This is a genomic window from Streptomyces sp. NPDC046379 (assembly GCF_055587785.1).
Genome location: NZ_JBVJFP010000002.1, coordinates 87,140 through 104,211, shown reverse-complemented (window position 1 = coordinate 104,211; position 17,072 = coordinate 87,140). Strand labels below are relative to the sequence as shown.

The following is a 17,072-nucleotide window of genomic DNA, read 5'->3' as shown; positions in this document are numbered from 1 at the left end:
TCTCCTGGATCAATTCGGGCATACGTCGGCCCTGGTGACACTCGGGGCGTCCCGGGTCACCAGGGCCGTCACGCGCTTGCGTGCCGTCGGGCGGGCCGCACGCGCGGTCGTACCGCGCAAGCCGCCCGGCGCGGTCGTCGCGTCCGCCCGGCGCGGTTACTCGGCCGACACGACGGTGACCGGACCGATGCCGAGGGCCTCGACGGGCGCCTTGATCTGCGCGGCGTCGCCGACCAGGATCGTCACCAGCCGGTCCACCGGGAAGGCGTTGACCACCGCCGCGGTGGCCTCGACGGTGCCGGTCGCGGCCAACTGCCGGTAGAGGGTGGCCTGGTAGTCGTCCGGGAGGTGCTGCTCGACCTGGTCGGCGAGGGTGCTCGCCACGGCCGCCGCCGTCTCGTACTTCAGCGGCGCGACGCCGACGAGGTTCTGCACGGCGACGTCCCGCTCGGCGTCGGTCAGGCCCTCCGCGGCGAGCGTGCGCAGCACCTTCCACAGGTCCTCGAGCGCCGGGCCGGTGTTGGGCGTGTCCACGGAGCCGCTGATGGCGAGCATCGCGGCGCCCGAGCCGTCGGGCGCCGAGCGCAGCACCTGGCCGAAGGCGCGCACCCCGTAGGTGTAGCCCTTCTCCTCGCGCAGGACGCGGTCCAGACGGGAGGTGAGGGTGCCGCCCAGGCAGTAGGTGCCGAGCACCTGCGCGGGCCACACGCGGTCGTGCCGGTCGGCGCCGATCCGGCCGATCAGCAGCTGCGTCTGGACGGCGCCGGGCCGGTCCACGATCACGACGCGGCCGGTGTCGTCGGCGGTGACCGGCGGCACCGGGCGGGGCTGCGCCATGGAGCCGGTCCAGGCGCCGAGGGTGTCGCCGAGCAGCCCGTCCAGGTCGACGCCGGTGAGGTCGCCGACGACCACGGCGGTGGCGGTCGCGGGGCGGACGTGCTTCTCGTAGAAGGCGCGCACGGCCGCCGCGTCGATGCCGGAGACCGTCTCCTCGGTGCCCTGACGGGGGCGCGACATGCGTGAGGTGGCCGGGAACAGCTCCTTGGACAGTTCCTTGGCGGCGCGGCGGGAGGGGTTGGCCAGCTCGTGCGGGATCTCGTCGAGGCGGTTGCGCACCAGGCGCTCGACCTCGCTGTCGGCGAACGCGGGCGCCCGCAGCGCGTCGGCGATGAGGCCGAGGGCCTTGGCCAGGCGCGAGACGGGGACCTCGAGGCTGAGGCGGACGCCGGGGTGGTCGGCGTGCGCGTCGAGGGTGGCGCCGCAGCGCTCCAGCTCGGCGGCGAACTCCTCGGCGGAGTGCTTGTCGGTGCCCTCGGAGAAGGCCCGCGCCATGATCGTGGCGACGCCGTCGAGGCCGGTCGGCTCGGCTTCCAGGGGGGCGTCGAGGAGGACCTCCACGGCGACGACCTGCTGGCCGGGGCGGTGACAGCGCAGGACGGTCAGGCCGTTGTCGAGGCTGCCGCGCTCGGGGGCCGGGAAGGCCCACGGCTTGGGCTCGCCCGCGCGGGGCTGGGGGTGGAATTCCATGGTGGCGAGCTCGGTCACTTGGCCGCCTCCTCGTTCTCGTCGTCGGACTCGGCGGCTTCCGCGGCATCGGCGGCATCGGCCGGGGTCTCTGCCCCGGGGGTGGGCTCGTAGACGAGCACCGCGCGGTTGTCGGGGCGCAGGCGGGCCTCGGCGACCTCCCGGACCTCCTCCGGCGTCACCTCCAGCACGCGCTGGACGGCGGTCAGGGCGAGCTGCGGGTCGCCGAACAGGACGGCGTACCGGCACAGTTCGTCGGCGCGGCCCGCGACGGTGCCGAGCCGGTCCAGCCACTCGCGCTCCAGCTGGGCCTGGGCGCGCTCCATCTCCTCGGCCGTAGGGCCCTCCTCGGCGAACCGGGCGAGCTCGTCGTCGATCGCGGCCTCGATGACCGGCACCTCGACGTCGCCGGAGGTCTTCACGTCCAGCCAGCCCAGGGAGGGCGCGCCGGCCAGCCGCAGCAGGCCGAAGCCGGCCGCCACCGCCGTACGGTCGCGGCGCACCAGCCGGTTGTAGAGGCGGGACGACTCGCCGCCGCCGAGGACGGTCAGGGCGAGGTCGGCCGCGTCGCACGCGCGCGTGCCGTCGTGCGGGAGGCGGTAGGCGGCCATCAGGGCGCGCGCCGGGACCTCCTCCTCGACGACCTCGCGCAGCTGCTCGCCGATGACGTCGGGCAGCGAGCCGTCGCGCGGGGCGGGCTTGCCGTCGTGGGCCGGGATGGAGCCGAAGTACTTCTCGATCCAGGCGAGGGTCTGCTCGGGGTCGATGTCGCCGACGACCGACAGCACGGCGTTGTTGGGCGCGTAGTAGGTGCGGAAGAACGCGCGGGCGTCCTCCAGCGTGGCCGCGTCCAGGTCGGCCATGGAGCCGATCGGCGTGTGGTGGTACGGGTGGCCCTCGGGGTAGGCGAGGGCGGTCAGCTTCTCGAAGGCGGTGCCGTAGGGGACGTTGTCGTAGCGCTGGCGGCGCTCGTTCTTGACGACGTCGCGCTGGTTCTCCATCGACTCGTCGTCGAGGGCGGCGAGCAGGGAGCCCATGCGGTCGGCCTCCAGCCAGAGCGCGAGCTCCAGCTGGTGGGCGGGCATGGTCTCGAAGTAGTTGGTGCGCTCGAAGCTGGTGGTGCCGTTGAGCGAGCCGCCGGCGCCCTGCACCAGTTCGAAGTGCCCGTTGCCCTTGACCTGGGCGGAGCCCTGGAACATCAGGTGCTCGAAGAGGTGAGCCAGGCCGGTGCGCCCCTTGACCTCGTGACGGGAGCCGACGTCGTACCAGAGGCACACCGCCGCGACCGGGGTCAGATGGTCCTCGGAGAGCACCACCCGCAGCCCGTTGGCGAGGCGGTGCTCGGTCGCTGTCAGGCCGCCGGAGCCTGCCTCGGCTGTGGCCGTGTGACCCATGGGCATGTACGTCCCTTCGATCGCGATGCGGTCGTGAAACCGCGGATTTCCTGCCGGTCCTGCCACTGTATGCAAGCGGCGCGACCCCCTGCGAAGTTCCCGGCCCGGGTACGCCGAGAGCGAGAAACGCGACGGGACGGGTGGACGGAGGCGCGCGGGGAGCGCGGATCGCCCGCGGGGGGTGCGCGTCGCCCCAAGGGGCGCGCGGCGGACCGAGGCGCGCCCGCCCTCACCGGCGGACGACCGACAACCGACGGACGGACGGCGGACGGCGGACGGCGGACAACCGACGGACGGACGGCGGACGGCGGACAACCGACGGACGGCGGACGGCGGACGGCGGACGGCGGACAACCGACGGACGGCGGACGGCGGACGGCGGACAACCGACGGACGGCGGATGGGCGACGGACGGGCGACGGCCACGGGCGGACGACGGCCCACCACGCACCGCGCACACGCGCCCGCCGCGGCCCGTAGGCTGCGGGCGGCGCGAGGTCCGACGGCGACGGCGCGTAGCCTGCGGGCAGCGTGGGGTCGGGTGGCCGACGTCGGGTCCTGGGTCCGCGTTGTCAGTGCCGCGGTCCACAATGGTCCGCGTCAGATCCGTCCAACGCTTCAGCAAGGAGCCGGCAGCGATGGCCCGCCGCAGCACGAAGACCCCGCCGCCCGACGACTCGTACGAGGAGAAGATCCTCGACATCGACGTCGTGGACGAGATGCAGGGCTCCTTCCTCGAGTACGCGTACTCGGTCATCTACTCCCGCGCCCTGCCGGACGCCCGTGACGGACTCAAGCCCGTGCACCGCCGCATCGTGTACCAGATGAACGAGATGGGCCTGCGCCCCGACCGCGGCTACGTCAAGTGCGCCCGCGTCGTCGGCGAGGTCATGGGCAAGCTGCACCCGCACGGCGACGCGTCGATCTACGACGCCCTGGTGCGCATGGCCCAGCCCTTCTCGATGCGCGTGCCCCTGGTGGACGGCCACGGCAACTTCGGCTCGCTCGGCAACGACGACCCGCCCGCGGCCATGCGGTACACCGAGTGCCGTATGGCCGAGGCCAGCAGCCTGATGACGGAGTCGATCGACGAGGACACGGTCGACTTCAACCCCAACTACGACGGCCAGGAGCGCGAGCCGGTCGCGCTGCCCGCCGCGTTCCCCAACCTCCTGGTCAACGGCTCGTCGGGCATCGCCGTCGGCATGGCCACCAACATGCCTCCGCACAACCTGCGCGAGGTCATCGCCGCCGCCCGCCACCTGATCAAGCACCCGAACGCCGACCTGGACGCCCTGATGCGGCACGTCCCGGGCCCCGACCTGCCCACCGGCGGCCGGATCGTCGGCCTGGCCGGCATCCGCGACGCCTACGAGACGGGCCGCGGCAGCTTCAAGATGCGGGCGACGGTCTCCGTGGAGGACGTCACGGCCCGCCGCAAGGGCCTGGTCGTCACCGAACTGCCCTTCGCGGTCGGCCCGGAGAAGGTCATCGCGAAGATCAAGGACCTGGTCGGCTCGAAGAAGCTCCAGGGCATCGCCGACGTCAAGGACCTCACCGACCGCGAGCACGGGCTGCGCCTGGTCATCGAGGTCAAGAACGGCTTCGTGCCCGAGGCGATCCTGGAGCAGCTGTACAAGCTGACGCCGATGGAGGAGTCCTTCGGCATCAACAACGTCGCGCTGGTGGACGGCCAGCCGCTCACCCTCGGCCTGAAGGAGCTGCTCGAGGTCTACCTCGACCACCGCTTCGAGGTCGTCCGCCGCCGCTCGGAGTTCCGCCGCGGCAAGAAGCGCGACCGGCTGCACCTGGTCGAGGGCCTGCTGACGGCCCTGGTGGACATCGACGAGGTGATCCGCCTGATCCGCTCCAGCGAGAACTCCGCGCAGGCCAAGGAGCGCCTGATGGAGGCCTTCTCACTGAGCGAGGTCCAGACGCAGTACATCCTCGACACGCCGCTGCGCCGGCTGACCAAGTACGACCGCATCGAGCTGGAGGCCGAGAAGGACCGGCTCACCGCGGAGATCGAGGAGCTGACGCGGATCCTCGACTCCGACGCGGAGCTGCGCAAGCTGGTCTCCGCCGAACTGGCGGCAGTGGCCAAGAAGTTCGGCACCGAGCGCCGTACGGTCCTGCTGGAGTCGGCGGCGTCCACGACGGCCACCGTGCCGCTGCAGGTGGCGGACGACCCGTGCCGGGTGCTGCTGTCCTCGACGGGACTGCTGGCGCGTACGGCCAACGCCGAGCCGTTCGCGGAGGACTCCGACGGCCGCCGCACCAAGCACGACGTGATCGTCTCGGCGGTGCCGGCCACCGCGCGCGGGGAGATCGGCGCGGTCACCTCGGCCGGCCGGCTGCTGCGCATCAACGTCGTCGACCTGCCCCAGCTGCCGGACACGGCCGCCGCGCCGAACCTGTCCGGCGGTGCGCCGCTCGCCGAGTTCGTCTCCCTGGAGGACGACGAGACGGTCATCTGCCTGACCACGCTGGACGAGTCCTCCCCGGGCCTGGCGATCGGCACGGAACAGGGCGTGGTCAAGCGCGTGGTCCCGGACTACCCCGCCAACAAGGACGAGCTGGGGGTCATCGGTCTCAGGGAGGGCGACCGGATCGTGGGCGCGGTGGAGCTGCGCACCGGCGAGGAGGACCTGGTCTTCATCACCGACGACGCGCAACTGCTGCGCTACCAGGCGGCGCAGGTCCGCCCGCAGGGCCGCCCGGCCGGCGGCATGACGGGCATCAAGCTGGCGGAGGGGGCGAAGGTGATCTCCTTCACGGCCGTGGACCCGGCGGCGGACGCGGTCGTCTTCACCGTCGCCGGCTCGCGCGGCACGCTGGACGACTCGGTCCAGACGACCGCCAAGCTGACCCCCTTCGACCAGTTCCCGCGCAAGGGCCGGGCCACGGGCGGGGTCCGCTGCCAGCGGTTCCTGAAGGGCGAGGACTGCCTGTCGTTCGCCTGGGCGGGCGCCGCCCCGGCCCGCGCCGCGCAGAAGAACGGCACGCCGACGACCCTGCCCGAGATGGACCCGCGCCGCGACGGCTCGGGCGTGTCCCTGGCCAAGCCGGTGGGGGCGGTGGCCGGGCCGGTCTAGACGGGCGGTTCCTCGGAATCGGGGTCCTGCGTGTCGCGTACGTAGCGCAGGACGCCCCACATGCCGTGTTCGTCGGCGTGGCGGGCGTCCTCCTCGCACGCCCGGAGTTCCTTGTGGAGGGCGTCGGCGTCGATGCCGGAGCCGATGAGGACGAGCTGGGTGAGGTGCTGCTGCCCGGCCCCTCCCCACGGCTCGGGGGAGAAGCGCAGGAACCGGCCGACGGCGTGCACGCCGTAGCGGTTGCGGGGGTCGTGGACGCCGAAGTCGACGTATCCCTTGATCCGGTACAGCCCGTCCGGCCGGCTGTCCAGGAACGCCATCAACCGCCTCGGGTCGAGCGGCACTTCGGAGACGTACGACAGGCTGTCGTACCCGGTGTGCAGGTGACCGGCGTGGCCGTCCTCGCCGTCCTCGTGGACGTGCAGGTCGTCGAAGGACAGCTGTCCGATGCGCTCGCGCGACGGCCTGCAGTCGAAGAGGAACTCCGGGTCGATCCGGCCGTAGGCGGCCGGTACGACGGCCGCGCGGTCGGCGAGGGAGCGTACGGCGGCGAGCACGCCGTCGGCGTCCGGCGCGCGGTCGGTCTTGTTGACCACGACGAGGTCGGCCAGGGCGAGATGCCGGTCGATCTCCGGGTGCCTGGTGCGCGTCGCGGCGAACTCCGCCGCGTCCACGACCTCCACCAGGCCGCCGTACACGATCTCCGGATTCTCACTGGCCAGCACCATGCGCACCAGTTCCTGCGGCTCGGCGAGCCCGCTGGCCTCGATGACGACGACGTCGATGCCCGCCTCGGGCCGGGTCAGCCGGTCGAGGTAGACGTCCAGTTCGCCGGCGTCGACGGCGCAGCACAGGCAGCCGTTGCCGAGCGAGACGGTGGAGTCCCCGAGCGCGCCGGCCACGGCCATCGCGTCGATCTCGATCGCCCCGAAGTCGTTGACGACGGCGCCGATACGGCTGCCTCCGCTGTGGTGGAGGAGATGGTTCAGCAGGGTCGTCTTGCCGGAACCCAGGAACCCGGCGAGGATCACGACCGGGATCTGCCGGGCCGGGGTCCGCCGTCGGCCCGGATCCTGCTGCGGAGTCGGGCTCTGCCCCACTGTGCGACCTCTCTCACGCCTACGCGTGCACCGGTTCGCGGTCCGGCGCACGTACCGGGATGGGAATGCCGTCCCAGGATACGAGCCCGAAGAATCACCGCGAAGTGAACGATTGTTAGCAGCGCTCGCGGGGCAGACGTTGGGCATGGCGCCGGTTTGTGCGACCCCGCTTCCTTCCGTGCGCCTTCTCTCCGCCTCCCCGCCGATCAGAGCCGCTCGGCACCCTGGGAGACGCCCAGCGCCACCCACCGCTCGCCGGTCCCCTCCCCTCGGCCCGCACCCCGACGACCGGCGGACGCCGCCCTGAACCGGGGGTTGACATGGCCACACGGAAGTTCCGCGCGAGGTTCGGCTCCGCCGCGCTCGCGCTCTTCGCCGCCACCACGGCCACGGCCGCCGCCACCCTGGCGGCACGCCAACGCCGCTACGGCGACGCGCGCCTGCACGAGCGGCGGCTGGAACTGGAGGAACTGGCGATCCGGCGCACGGCGCTGGCCCACCAGCAGCGCATGCAGTGGGAACTGCTGACCCGCGCGATCGACGACCCCTCGCTCGCCGCGGTGATCGACACCTACGACAAGAGCATCCCGGCGGAGCGCCGCCGCCAGTTCTTCTACGCCAACGCCTGGTACGTCCACCTCTATCACCTGCACCGCGCGGGGCTGCTGGACAGGGAGGAGCTGTACCGGCATCTGCGGGAGTTCTTCCAGAGCCCGGTCTTCCGCGAGTACTGGGAGGCGTCCCGGCACATGCGCGCCTCCCTCAACGAGTCGTCCGAGGAGGCCCGGCTCGGCGTCATGGTCGACGGTCTGGTCCGTGATCTGGACGAGGCCGACACGGACGAGTGGTGGGTGGTCGGCAACCCGCCGAGCGACTGACCTGCCGGTCGACTGCTTCCGCCGGCCGGCCTTTCGACCGCTGCCCCGTCGGCCGGCCGACCCGCGGACCGGCCGACCTGCCTGCGGACCCATCCGCGTCCCGATCGCCGGACCTGCCTGCCTGCCGACCTGCCTGCCGACCTGCCTGCCTGCCGATCTGCCTGCCTGCCGATCTGCCTGCCGACCGGGTGAGACGACCGATTGAGACGACCGGGTGAGACGACCGGTGACTTTCGCGATCCCGTCACACCGGCCTCTCCCGCACCAGTAGCGTTCTCCCCACCACTGTGGCCAGTCTTCTGCATAAGGATCGGTACCTTTGAAAATCGTGCGCCGCATCGGTGTGCCTCCCAGCGCCCGGGGCAGTAACTCCGGAGCCACCTGCCCGGACGTCTTCGAGCTGAGCGACGGCAACTTCGCCGTGATCGGCACCGAGGCCACCGAGGCGCTGGAGCATGAGTTGCCCGCGGACGCCGCCCGCGCCGACTACGAACGCATCGTCATCGTCAGCCGGGAGACGCTGATCCGAGCCAAGGCGGACATCCCCGACGCATGACCGCCGCACGCGCACGCGTCCACCCGGAGCGTCCGTCCCGCAACCGCCCGGCCGTACGCCCACCGTCACCCGGGCCGGAGCCGGGCCGGCGAGCAGCCACCCCGACCCCGCTCGACGCCCCGCCGATGAGGCCTGGCGCCAGAACGGCTCCAGGCCACACGCATGTCCGGCCCCCGCCGGGCTCAGGCCGCCGGCGCCGCCCCGGCGCGGGGCACGTCCACCGGCGCCTCGGGGCCCACGTACCGCGCCGCCGGGCGGATGATCTTCGAGTCCTCGGCCTGCTCCAGGATGTTGGCGCTCCAGCCCACCGCGCGCGCCGCCGCGAAGGTCGGCGTGAACATCTCGCGCGGGATGCCGCACAGTTCCATGACGACGCCCGCGTAGAACTCGACGTTGGTGTGCAGTGCGCGGCCGGGCTTCAGCTCGGCGAGGATCGCCTCGACGCGCCGCTCCACCTCCACCGCGAAGTCCACCAGCGGGCCGCCGAACTTCTGGGCGATGCCGCGCAGCATCCGCGAACGCGGGTCCTCCGTCCGGTAGACGGGGTGCCCGAAGCCCATGATGCGGTCGCCGGCGAGGACCCGTTCCCGGATCCAGGGATCGATGCGGGCCACCGTGCCGATCGCGTCCAGGGTGTCCAGCGCCCGGCTCGGGGCGCCTCCGTGCAGCGGCCCGGACAGGGCGCCCACCGCACCGGCGAGACAGGCGGCGACGTCGGCGCCGGTGGACGCGATCACCCGGGCGGTGAAGGTTGACGCATTGAATCCGTGGTCAATGGTTGAGATGAGGTATTGCTCGACGGCCCGCGTCCGCTGGGGATCGGGCTCCTCGCCGGTCACCATGTACAGGTAGTTGGCCGCGTACGACAGGTCCTCGCGCGGCGGTACGGGCTCCAGCCCCTTGCCGAGCCGGTGCAGCGCGGTGAGGAGGGTGGGCACGGCGGCCGTCGCGGCGACGGCGTCCGCGCGGCGCCGGTCGGCGCCGATGTCGTACACGGGGCGGAAGCCCCGGGCCGCGCCGAGCAGGGACAGGGCCGTGCGCAGCCCGGCGAGCGGACCGGAGCGCGCGCCGGCCGCGGCGATGACCGGCAGCGCCGCCGACACCTCGTCGGGCAGCCGGCGCAGTGCGGCCGTCTCGGCGGTGAAGGCGGCGGCACGCGCGGCGTCGGGCAGTTCGCCGTGGACCAGCAGGTGCCAGACGTCCTCGAACCCGCGGGTCTGCGCGAGCTCGACGGCCGAGTACTGGCGGTAGTGGTAAAAGCCCTCCAGTCCTCGCACATCACCGATTCGGGTGTCGGTGACCACGACGCCCGCGAGCCCCCGCGGCACGTCGACAGAGGTGGCTGCTGACCTGTTGACGGACATGTTTTCCTCCCTGGGCTTGATTCGACTGTCCATGGTTGACTCAATCTCTGTCAACATTGATTGAATCAATGTTCAGTCAATGCATCCTCTAGGCCGATACGGTGAGCCCATGCGCGATCAAGAACCCGACCCGGCCCGGCCGGGCCGGCGGCTGAGCACCAGGGAGGCCGCCGAACTCCTCGGCGTGAAGCCCGAGACGGTGTACGCCTACGTCAGCCGCGGTCAGCTCAGCAGCAGGCGCGAACCCGGCGGCCGGGGCAGCACCTTCGACGCGGAAGAGGTCGAGGCGCTCGCCCGGCGCAACCGCCGGGACGGCGGCGGCGGTCAGGCCCCGGCCGCCGAGCCGTCGGTGCGCACACGCATCACGTTCATCGACAAGGACCGGTACTACTTCCGCGGCGTCGACGCGACGGAGCTGGCCACCCGGCACTCCTACGAGGAGATCGCCGAGTGGCTGTGGACCGGCGTCCTCTCCCCCGGCGTCACGTTCACCGCGCCGAAGGCCGCCGTCTCGGCCGCCCGGCGGGCGGTCGGCGCGCTGCCCGAGCACAGCGGCCCCACCGACCGGCTCCGGGTCGCCGCGATCGCCGCCTCGGCGGTCGACCCGCTCCGCTACGACCTGTCCGAACAGGCGGTGCTCGGCACCGCGCGGACCCTCATCCCCACCCTCGTCGCCGCCCTGCCCCCGGTCGGGCGCGACGGGAACCAGGACGAGGGCCCGCTCGCCGACCGCCTCTGGGCGCGCCTGAGCGTGCGCCCGCCGGACGAGGCGGGGCTGCGCGCCCTCGACATGGCTCTCGGTCTGCTGGTCGACCACGACCTGGCCGCCTCCACGCTCGCGGTCCGCGTCGCCGCGTCGGCCAGGGCGCACGCCTACGCCGCCGTCTCCGCCGGACTCGGCGTGATCGAGGGCCCCCTGCACGGCGCGGCGAGCGGACTCGCCCACCGGCTGCTCACCGAGGTGCTGGACCGCGGCGACGCGATGCCCGTGGTCGCCGAGGAACTGCGGGCCGGCCGGCGCATCCCGGGCCTCGGCCACCGGCTGTACGCCGGCGAGGACCCCCGCGCGACGGCCCTGTTCACCCGTCTGGAGGCCATCCCCGCCGCCCAGCCCGCCCTCGCCGCCGCCCGGCACGTCGTCGAGACGGCCGCCCGGCACACGCCGCTGCACGCCAACGTCGACCTGGCGCTCGCCGTGCTCACCGCGTCGTTCGGAATGGACCCCGCGGCGGGCGAGACGATCTTCGCCGTGGCCCGCACGGCGGGCTGGATCGCGCACGCCCTGGAAGAGTACGCAGAGCGCCCGCTGCGCATGCGCCCCAGCGGTCACTACGTGGGCCCCAGGCCTCCACAGCCCCTGCCGGACTAGAACACGCGCCCCGTCCGTCCCATTCGAAAGGCGCGTCGGAAAAACTCAGGTTAGGCTCACCTTCGTGAGTACGTGTGCGACCGTCTCGCGGGACCTCGACGAGCCCGTTTCCGGAACCGCGGCCACCGCCAGGACCTGGCTCCTGCTGGAGCAGCCGGGTCCCTGGGGCGCGCGGGCGCTCACCTCCAGCCACCTGGACCCCCGCTTGGGCCGTGCGCTGGAGGCCGCCGCCAAGGGCACGGGCGTCCGCATCGCGCTCATCCGCCGCGCGGGGCGGCACGCCGACAGCCGCACCCCCGAGGTACGCAGGGTGTACGCCGCCCACACGACGCCCGGCAACGCATGGGTGCGCACCGCCACGACCACCGACCCGAGCGGGCTGCTCGACCTCGACTTCACCGCCCTCGGCATGGGTGACTCTCACACTTTCGACACCCGCCTCGGTGGCCTGCCCCACACCGGCGATCCCCTCGCCCTGGTCTGCACCAACGGCAAGCGCGACCGCTGCTGCGCCCTGCTGGGCCGCCCCCTCGCGGCCGAGCTGGCCGCCTCGGGCGTGGAGGGCGTCTGGGAGGTCACCCATCTGGGCGGCCACCGTTTCTCGCCGACCGTGCTCGTCCTGCCGTACGGCTACGCCTACGGCCGGGCCGAGGCCCACACCGTCAAGGAGGTCCTCCAGGGCGTGCGGGAGGGCCGGATCGTGGTGGACGGCTGCCGCGGCAGCTCCGCCTGGGAGCGGCCCGGCCAGGCGGCCGAACTGGCCGTCCGCGCGGCCGCCGGGGAGTACGCCGCGCAGGCGCTGACCGTCGTACGGACCGCGCCCGCGGCACGGACGGACGGCCCGGCCCGCCACTGGGAGGTGACCGTCGCCCACGCCGACGGGCGCCACTGGCGGGTCGTCGTGGCCCAGACCGCGTCCGAGCCGCCCCGGGCCGAGAGCTGCGGGACGTCCGTGCTGGGCGCTCCGGCGCGCATGGACGTGGTGGCGGTGCGCGAACTGCGGCACGCGGCGCTCGCGAGCTGACCTTCGCGCTCGCACGCCGGGGCTCACGCCGTCGCGCGCGCCCCGTGGGCTCCCCGTCCGGGGTCTTCGGCCTCGGGGCGCGCCCACGTACCGTCGTGGGTATGCGCACCACCTCCCACGCCCGCCGCCTGCGTCTCGGTCTGCCCCGCCGGGCGTTCTCGCAGGTGCTGCTGATGCAGGTGGCGATCGCCGCGGGCGTCGCGGTGCTCGCGACCGGGCTGTTCCTCGCGCCGCTCGGCGACCAGCTGGACGACCAGGCCATGCGCCGCGCACTCGCCATCGCCCAGACCACCGCGGCCCGGCCCCGGCTCGCCGAGGACCTCCGTGCCACGCCGGCGACGGCGGACGGTCCGGTCCAGCGGGAGGCGGAACGCATCCGCAGGGCCGCCGGCGCCGAGTACGTCGTCGTGATGGACCGGCGGGGCGTGCGCTGGTCGCACCCCGACCGCGCGCGGATCGGCCGCCATGTGTCGACCGATCCCGGTGCCGCGCTCGCCGGCCGGGAGGTCATGGAGATCGACGAGGGCACCCTGGGCCGCTCCGCGCGCGGCAAGGTGCCGTTGCGCGACTCGGGCGGTCGGATCGTGGGCGCGGTCTCGGTCGGCATCGCCTACGACAGCGTCCGCGCGCGGCTTCTGCACGCGATCCCCGAGCTGCTGGCGTACGCCGGCGGCGCCCTCGCCGTCGGCTCCCTGGCGGCCTGGCTGATCGCGCGCAGGGTCCAGCGGCAGACCCGCGACCTGGCGTTCTCGGACATCGCGGGGCTGCTCGCGGAGCGCGAGGCGATGCTGCACGGCATCCGGGAGGGTGTCGTCGCCCTGGACTGCTCCGGCCGCATCCGCCTGCTGAACGACGAGGCGCGGCGCCTGCTGGACCTCGGCGACGAGGCCGTGGGCCGCTCCCCCGACGAGGCGCTCGGCGCCGGACGCGCCGCGGACGTGCTGGCCGGCCGGGTCACGGGCGCCGACCTGCTCACGGTCCGCGGCCGGCGCGTGCTGGTCGCCAACCGCATGCCCACGGACGACGGCGGCGCCGTCGCCACCCTGCGCGACCGCACCGAACTGGAGCGGCTCGGCCGGGAGCTGGACGCCACCCGCGGCCTGATCGACGCCCTGCGCGCCCAGGACCACGAGCACGCCAACCGCATGCACACGCTCCTGGGCCTGCTGGAGCTGGAGATGTACGACGACGCGCTGGAGTTCGTGGGGGAGGCGGTCGGCGAGCACCGGGCCACCGCGGAGGAGGTGACCGAGAGGATCGGCGACCCGCTGCTCGCCGCGCTGCTGGTGGGCAAGGCGACCGTGGCGGCCGAGCGGGGCGTGGGTCTGCGGATCTCCGACGGCTCGCGGCTGCCGGACCGGCTGGTCGACTCCAGGGAGCTGGTGACGATCGCCGGCAACCTGGTGGACAACGCGCTGGACGCGGCGGCCGGTGCGCCGCACGCGCGCGTGGAGGTCGATGTGCACGCCGAGGGGCGGGGCGTGGTGCTGCGGGTGCGCGACTCGGGACCGGGCGTCCCGGCCGACCGGCGTGAGGTGATCTTCACGGAGGGGTGGTCCACGAAGGCGCCGCCCGCGCACCGTGAGCGCGGCCTCGGGCTGTCCCTGGTGCGCAGGCTGGCCGAGCGGCAGGGCGGCGCCGTGACGGTGGGCGAGGCGGCGGGCGGCGGCGCGGAGTTCACCGTCGTCCTGCCCGAGGCGCTGACCGAGCCGGGGCCGTCGGGGGGCCCGCAGCCGGCGCTCGCCGTGCCGGCCGCCCGACCGACCGGCGAGGAGGGGGCGCGATGACCGGGACGATCGAGGTCTTGGTCGTGGACGACGACACCCGGGTCGCGCGGGTGAACGCCGCGTACGTCGCGAAGGTGCCCGGCTTCCACGTCGCCGGGGAGGCGCACAGCGTGGACGAGGCGCTGCGGCGGCTGGAGACGCTGCCCCGGGTCGATCTGGTGCTGATGGACCACTACCTGCCCGACGGCACGGGTCTGGCGGTCGTCCGGGAGATGCGCCGGCGCGGCCTCGGGACCGACGTGATCATGGTGACGGCCGCCCGTGACGTCGCCACCGTGCGGGAGGCGATGCGGCACGGCGCGCTGCAGTACCTGGTCAAGCCGTTCGCCTTCGCGGGCCTGCGCGCCAGGCTGGAGGCGTACGCGCACCTGCGCCGCACCCTGGACGACGGCGGCGAGGCGGAGCAGGCGCAGGTGGACCAGATCTTCGCCGCCCTGTCCACGCCCTCCGAGCCCCAACTGCCCAAAGGCCACTCCCCCACCACGGCGGAGATGGTACGGCAGTGCCTGATCAACGCGGAGGGACCGCTGTCGGCCCAGGAGATCGCCGAGCGGACGGGGGTGAGCCGCCAGACCGCCCAGCGCTATCTGAAGCTCCTGGAGCGCACGGGACGCGCCACGCTGAGCCTGAGATACGGCGACGCGGGCCGCCCGGAGCACCGTTACGCGTGGGCGACCCGCGGCCGGGCCGGGTAGACCCCGGACCGGCCGGAACACCCCGCGCGGTCCGCCCCCTGTCGGTCCCCGCCCGAACCGGCCCGGGCAGCCCCGGCCGGGACCGGCCTTGCGGACCCGCCCGGACCGGCGCGCCCTACACGGCCCCCGCCCCCGTCAGCGACCGCACCTCCGTCTCCGCGTGCCTGGCCTCGTCCGGCTCCTCGTCGGACGTGACCGTGCCGAGCCAGCCGGCGAGGAAGCCCAGCGGGACGGAGACCAGGCCGGGATTGTTCAGCGGGAAGCACTGGAAGTCGACGCCGGGGAAGAGCGCGTCGGGGCTGCCGGACACGACCGGCGAGAGCAGGACGAGGGCGACCGCCGGGACGAGGCCGCCGTAGACGGACCACACCGCGCCCCGGGTGGTGAAGCGGCGCCAGAACAGCGCGTAGAGCAGCGCGGGAAGGTTCGCGGACGCGGCGACGGCGAAGGCGAGGCCGACCAGGATGGCGACATTGAGGTCGCGGGCGAGCAGGCCGAGGGCGATGGCGGCGACGCCGGTGCCGACGGCCGCGGCGCGCGCCACCGCCACCTCGCCGCGCGGCGCGGTGCCCCGGCGCCGCAGGGACGCGTACAGGTCGTGGGCGACGGACGCCGAGGAGGCGAGGGTGACCCCGGCGACCACGGCGAGGATGGTGGCGAAGGCGACGGCCGCGACGACGGCGAACAGCACGGCGCCGCCCGTCGAGTCCGCGCCGCCGCCCAGGTCGAGCGCCAGCAGGGGTACGGCCGTGTTCCCGGCGGCGTTGGACTCCCGTACGGCGTCCGGTCCGACGACGGCGGCGGCGCCGAGACCGAGGACGATCGTCATCAGGTAGAAGCCGCCGATGAGTCCGATGGCCCAGACGGCCGACCGGCGGGCCGCCCGCGCGGTGGGCACGGTGTAGAACCTGGAGAGGATGTGCGGCAGCCCGGCGGTGCCGAGCACCAGGGCGAGACCGAGGCTGATGAAGTCCAGGCGGGCCGTCCAGTCACCGCCGTACTTCAGGCCCGGCGCGAGGAACGCCTCGCCGTGGCCGCTGCGTGCCGCCGCCGAGCGCAGCAGCTGGTCGACGTCGCCGTGGAAGCGCGCCAGGACGAGCACGGTGAGCGTGATGGCCCCGCCGATCAGCAGGACCGCCTTGACGATCTGGATCCACGTGGTGGCCCGCATCCCGCCCAGCGACACGTAGACCACCATCAGCGCGCCGACGCCGACGACCGTCCACGACCGCGCCGCCTCGCCGCTCCCGCCCATCAGCAGTGCGACCAGACTGCCCGCGCCCACCATCTGCGCCACCAGGTAGAGCAGGGACACGACGACGCAGGAGGTACCGGCAGCGATCCGCACCGGCCGCTCCCGCATCCGCGCGGCGACCACGTCGGCCAGCGTGAACCGGCCGCAGTTGCGCACGAGTTCGGCGACCAGGAGGAGCACGAGGAGCCAGGCCACGAGGAAGCCCACCAAGTAGAGCAGCCCGTCGTAGCCGAACAGGGCGATCAGCCCGGAGACGCCCAGGAAGGAGGCTGCGGACATGTAGTCGCCCGCGATGGCGAAACCATTTTCCATCGGCGAGAACAGACGTCCACCGGCGTAGAACTCCTCGGCCGAACCCTGTCGGTTGCGGCTGGCCCAGGTGGTGATGGCGAGGGTGGCGGCGACGAACGCGGCGAACAGGAGCAGCGAGAGGGTGTGGTGACTGCCCGTCATGAGGTGCCGCTTCCCGCGGTCCTGGTCAGTTCCTGGGTGTCCCAGCGCAGTTCCAGGGCGGCACGGTCCCGGCGAAGGCGGGCGTGCCGGGCGTACGCCCAGGTCAGCAGGAACGTGGTGAGGAACTGGCCCAGCCCGGCGAGCATCGCCACGTTGACCGCGCCCGCCACGGGCCGGGCCATCAGCCGCGGCGCGCTGGTGGCGGCGACGACGTACGCCAGGTACCAGAGGAGGAATCCGGCCACGGCGGGCACGACGAACCTGCGGTACCGGCTGCGCACCTCGCGGAAGGCCGCGCTGCGCTGGACCTCCAGATAGACGTCGGCCGCGGTGACCGCCCCGCGCGCGGGCCCGCGAACGGCCGCGCGGGGCGTCGGTACGGCGGTCGCGGGCGCCGTCGTGCCGCCGCCCGCGTCACCCCGGCCGGAAGCCGGTGCGTCGCACCCGGTGGCCAGTGCGTCGTCCTGGGAGACCGGTGTGTCGTGCCAGGGATCGTCGTACTCGATGCTCATGCCCCAGCATGGACAGAACGGGAAGATCCAGGACTTATCTTCCCCGTCCCCTTCACCCCATCCAGT

13 protein-coding genes are annotated in these 17,072 nt (G+C 73.6%); 7 read left to right on the top strand and 6 right to left on the bottom strand.

The window, feature by feature from the left end:
- Positions 1-156: 156 nt before the first annotated feature.
- Positions 157-1,545 carry a M16 family metallopeptidase gene (locus ACZ6KF_RS04460; protein WP_469237252.1) on the bottom strand — a complete coding sequence of 463 codons (1,389 nt, stop codon included), beginning with the start codon at positions 1,543-1,545 and terminating at the stop codon, positions 157-159.
- Positions 1,542-2,924 (bottom strand): M16 family metallopeptidase, encoded by a 1,383-nt coding sequence (locus tag ACZ6KF_RS04455; protein WP_469237244.1) that lies wholly within the window; start codon positions 2,922-2,924, stop codon positions 1,542-1,544. Before ACZ6KF_RS04455 ends, ACZ6KF_RS04460 begins: the two co-directional genes overlap by 4 nt.
- Positions 2,925-3,556: 632 nt before the next feature.
- Between ACZ6KF_RS04455 and ACZ6KF_RS04450 the strand changes: the two genes are divergently transcribed.
- Positions 3,557-6,013, top strand: coding sequence for a DNA gyrase/topoisomerase IV subunit A (locus tag ACZ6KF_RS04450; RefSeq protein ID WP_469237242.1), 2,457 nt, complete (start codon positions 3,557-3,559; stop codon positions 6,011-6,013).
- Here ACZ6KF_RS04450 and ACZ6KF_RS04445 read toward each other — a convergent pair.
- Positions 6,010-7,113 carry a CobW family GTP-binding protein gene (locus tag ACZ6KF_RS04445; protein WP_356633179.1) on the bottom strand — a complete coding sequence of 368 codons (1,104 nt, stop codon included), beginning with the start codon at positions 7,111-7,113 and terminating at the stop codon, positions 6,010-6,012. The two genes, ACZ6KF_RS04450 and ACZ6KF_RS04445, sit on opposite strands and share 4 nt — an antisense overlap.
- 320 nt (positions 7,114-7,433) lie before the next feature.
- On the opposite strand from ACZ6KF_RS04445, the gene ACZ6KF_RS04440 reads away from it, so the two are divergent.
- Positions 7,434-7,991 (top strand): DUF6082 family protein, encoded by a 558-nt coding sequence (locus ACZ6KF_RS04440; protein WP_356633177.1) that lies wholly within the window; start codon positions 7,434-7,436, stop codon positions 7,989-7,991.
- A gap of 319 nt (positions 7,992-8,310) precedes the next feature.
- Complete coding sequence (locus tag ACZ6KF_RS04435; RefSeq protein WP_356633175.1) at positions 8,311-8,547, top strand: hypothetical protein; 237 nt, start codon at positions 8,311-8,313, stop codon at positions 8,545-8,547.
- A gap of 182 nt (positions 8,548-8,729) precedes the next feature.
- On the opposite strand, the gene ACZ6KF_RS04430 is transcribed toward ACZ6KF_RS04435, so the two are convergent.
- Entirely contained in the window at positions 8,730-9,911 is a 1,182-nt protein-coding gene (locus tag ACZ6KF_RS04430; protein WP_469237240.1) for a citrate synthase, read from the bottom strand.
- 109 nt (positions 9,912-10,020) lie between these two features.
- Here ACZ6KF_RS04430 and ACZ6KF_RS04425 point away from each other — a divergent pair, with 109 nt between their 5' ends.
- From ACZ6KF_RS04425 to ACZ6KF_RS04410, 4 genes are all read left to right on the top strand, one after another.
- Positions 10,021-11,280, top strand: a complete 1,260-nt coding sequence (locus ACZ6KF_RS04425) for a citrate/2-methylcitrate synthase (protein ID WP_356633171.1) — start codon at positions 10,021-10,023, stop codon at positions 11,278-11,280.
- Between the two features lie 64 nt (positions 11,281-11,344).
- On the top strand, positions 11,345-12,304 hold the full coding sequence (locus ACZ6KF_RS04420; protein WP_356633169.1) for a sucrase ferredoxin: 960 nt from the start codon (positions 11,345-11,347) through the stop codon (positions 12,302-12,304).
- Positions 12,305-12,405: 101 nt separating this feature from the next.
- Positions 12,406-14,091 carry an ATP-binding protein gene (locus tag ACZ6KF_RS04415; protein WP_469237238.1) on the top strand — a complete coding sequence of 562 codons (1,686 nt, stop codon included), beginning with the start codon at positions 12,406-12,408 and terminating at the stop codon, positions 14,089-14,091.
- Positions 14,088-14,786 carry a response regulator gene (locus ACZ6KF_RS04410; RefSeq protein WP_469237236.1) on the top strand — a complete coding sequence of 233 codons (699 nt, stop codon included), beginning with the start codon at positions 14,088-14,090 and terminating at the stop codon, positions 14,784-14,786. The genes ACZ6KF_RS04415 and ACZ6KF_RS04410 overlap by 4 nt, the downstream gene beginning before the upstream one ends.
- 115 nt (positions 14,787-14,901) lie before the next feature.
- Here the strand turns inward: ACZ6KF_RS04410 and ACZ6KF_RS04405 are convergent, their stop codons facing one another.
- Both ACZ6KF_RS04405 and ACZ6KF_RS04400 read right to left on the bottom strand, forming a co-directional pair.
- The gene (locus ACZ6KF_RS04405) at positions 14,902-16,494 is read right to left on the bottom strand and encodes a solute symporter family protein (RefSeq protein WP_469175205.1); all 1,593 of its coding nucleotides are present in this window, start codon (positions 16,492-16,494) and stop codon (positions 14,902-14,904) included.
- Complete coding sequence (locus ACZ6KF_RS04400; protein WP_469237234.1) at positions 16,491-17,006, bottom strand: DUF485 domain-containing protein; 516 nt, start codon at positions 17,004-17,006, stop codon at positions 16,491-16,493. Before ACZ6KF_RS04400 ends, ACZ6KF_RS04405 begins: the two co-directional genes overlap by 4 nt.
- Positions 17,007-17,072: the final 66 nt, after the last annotated feature.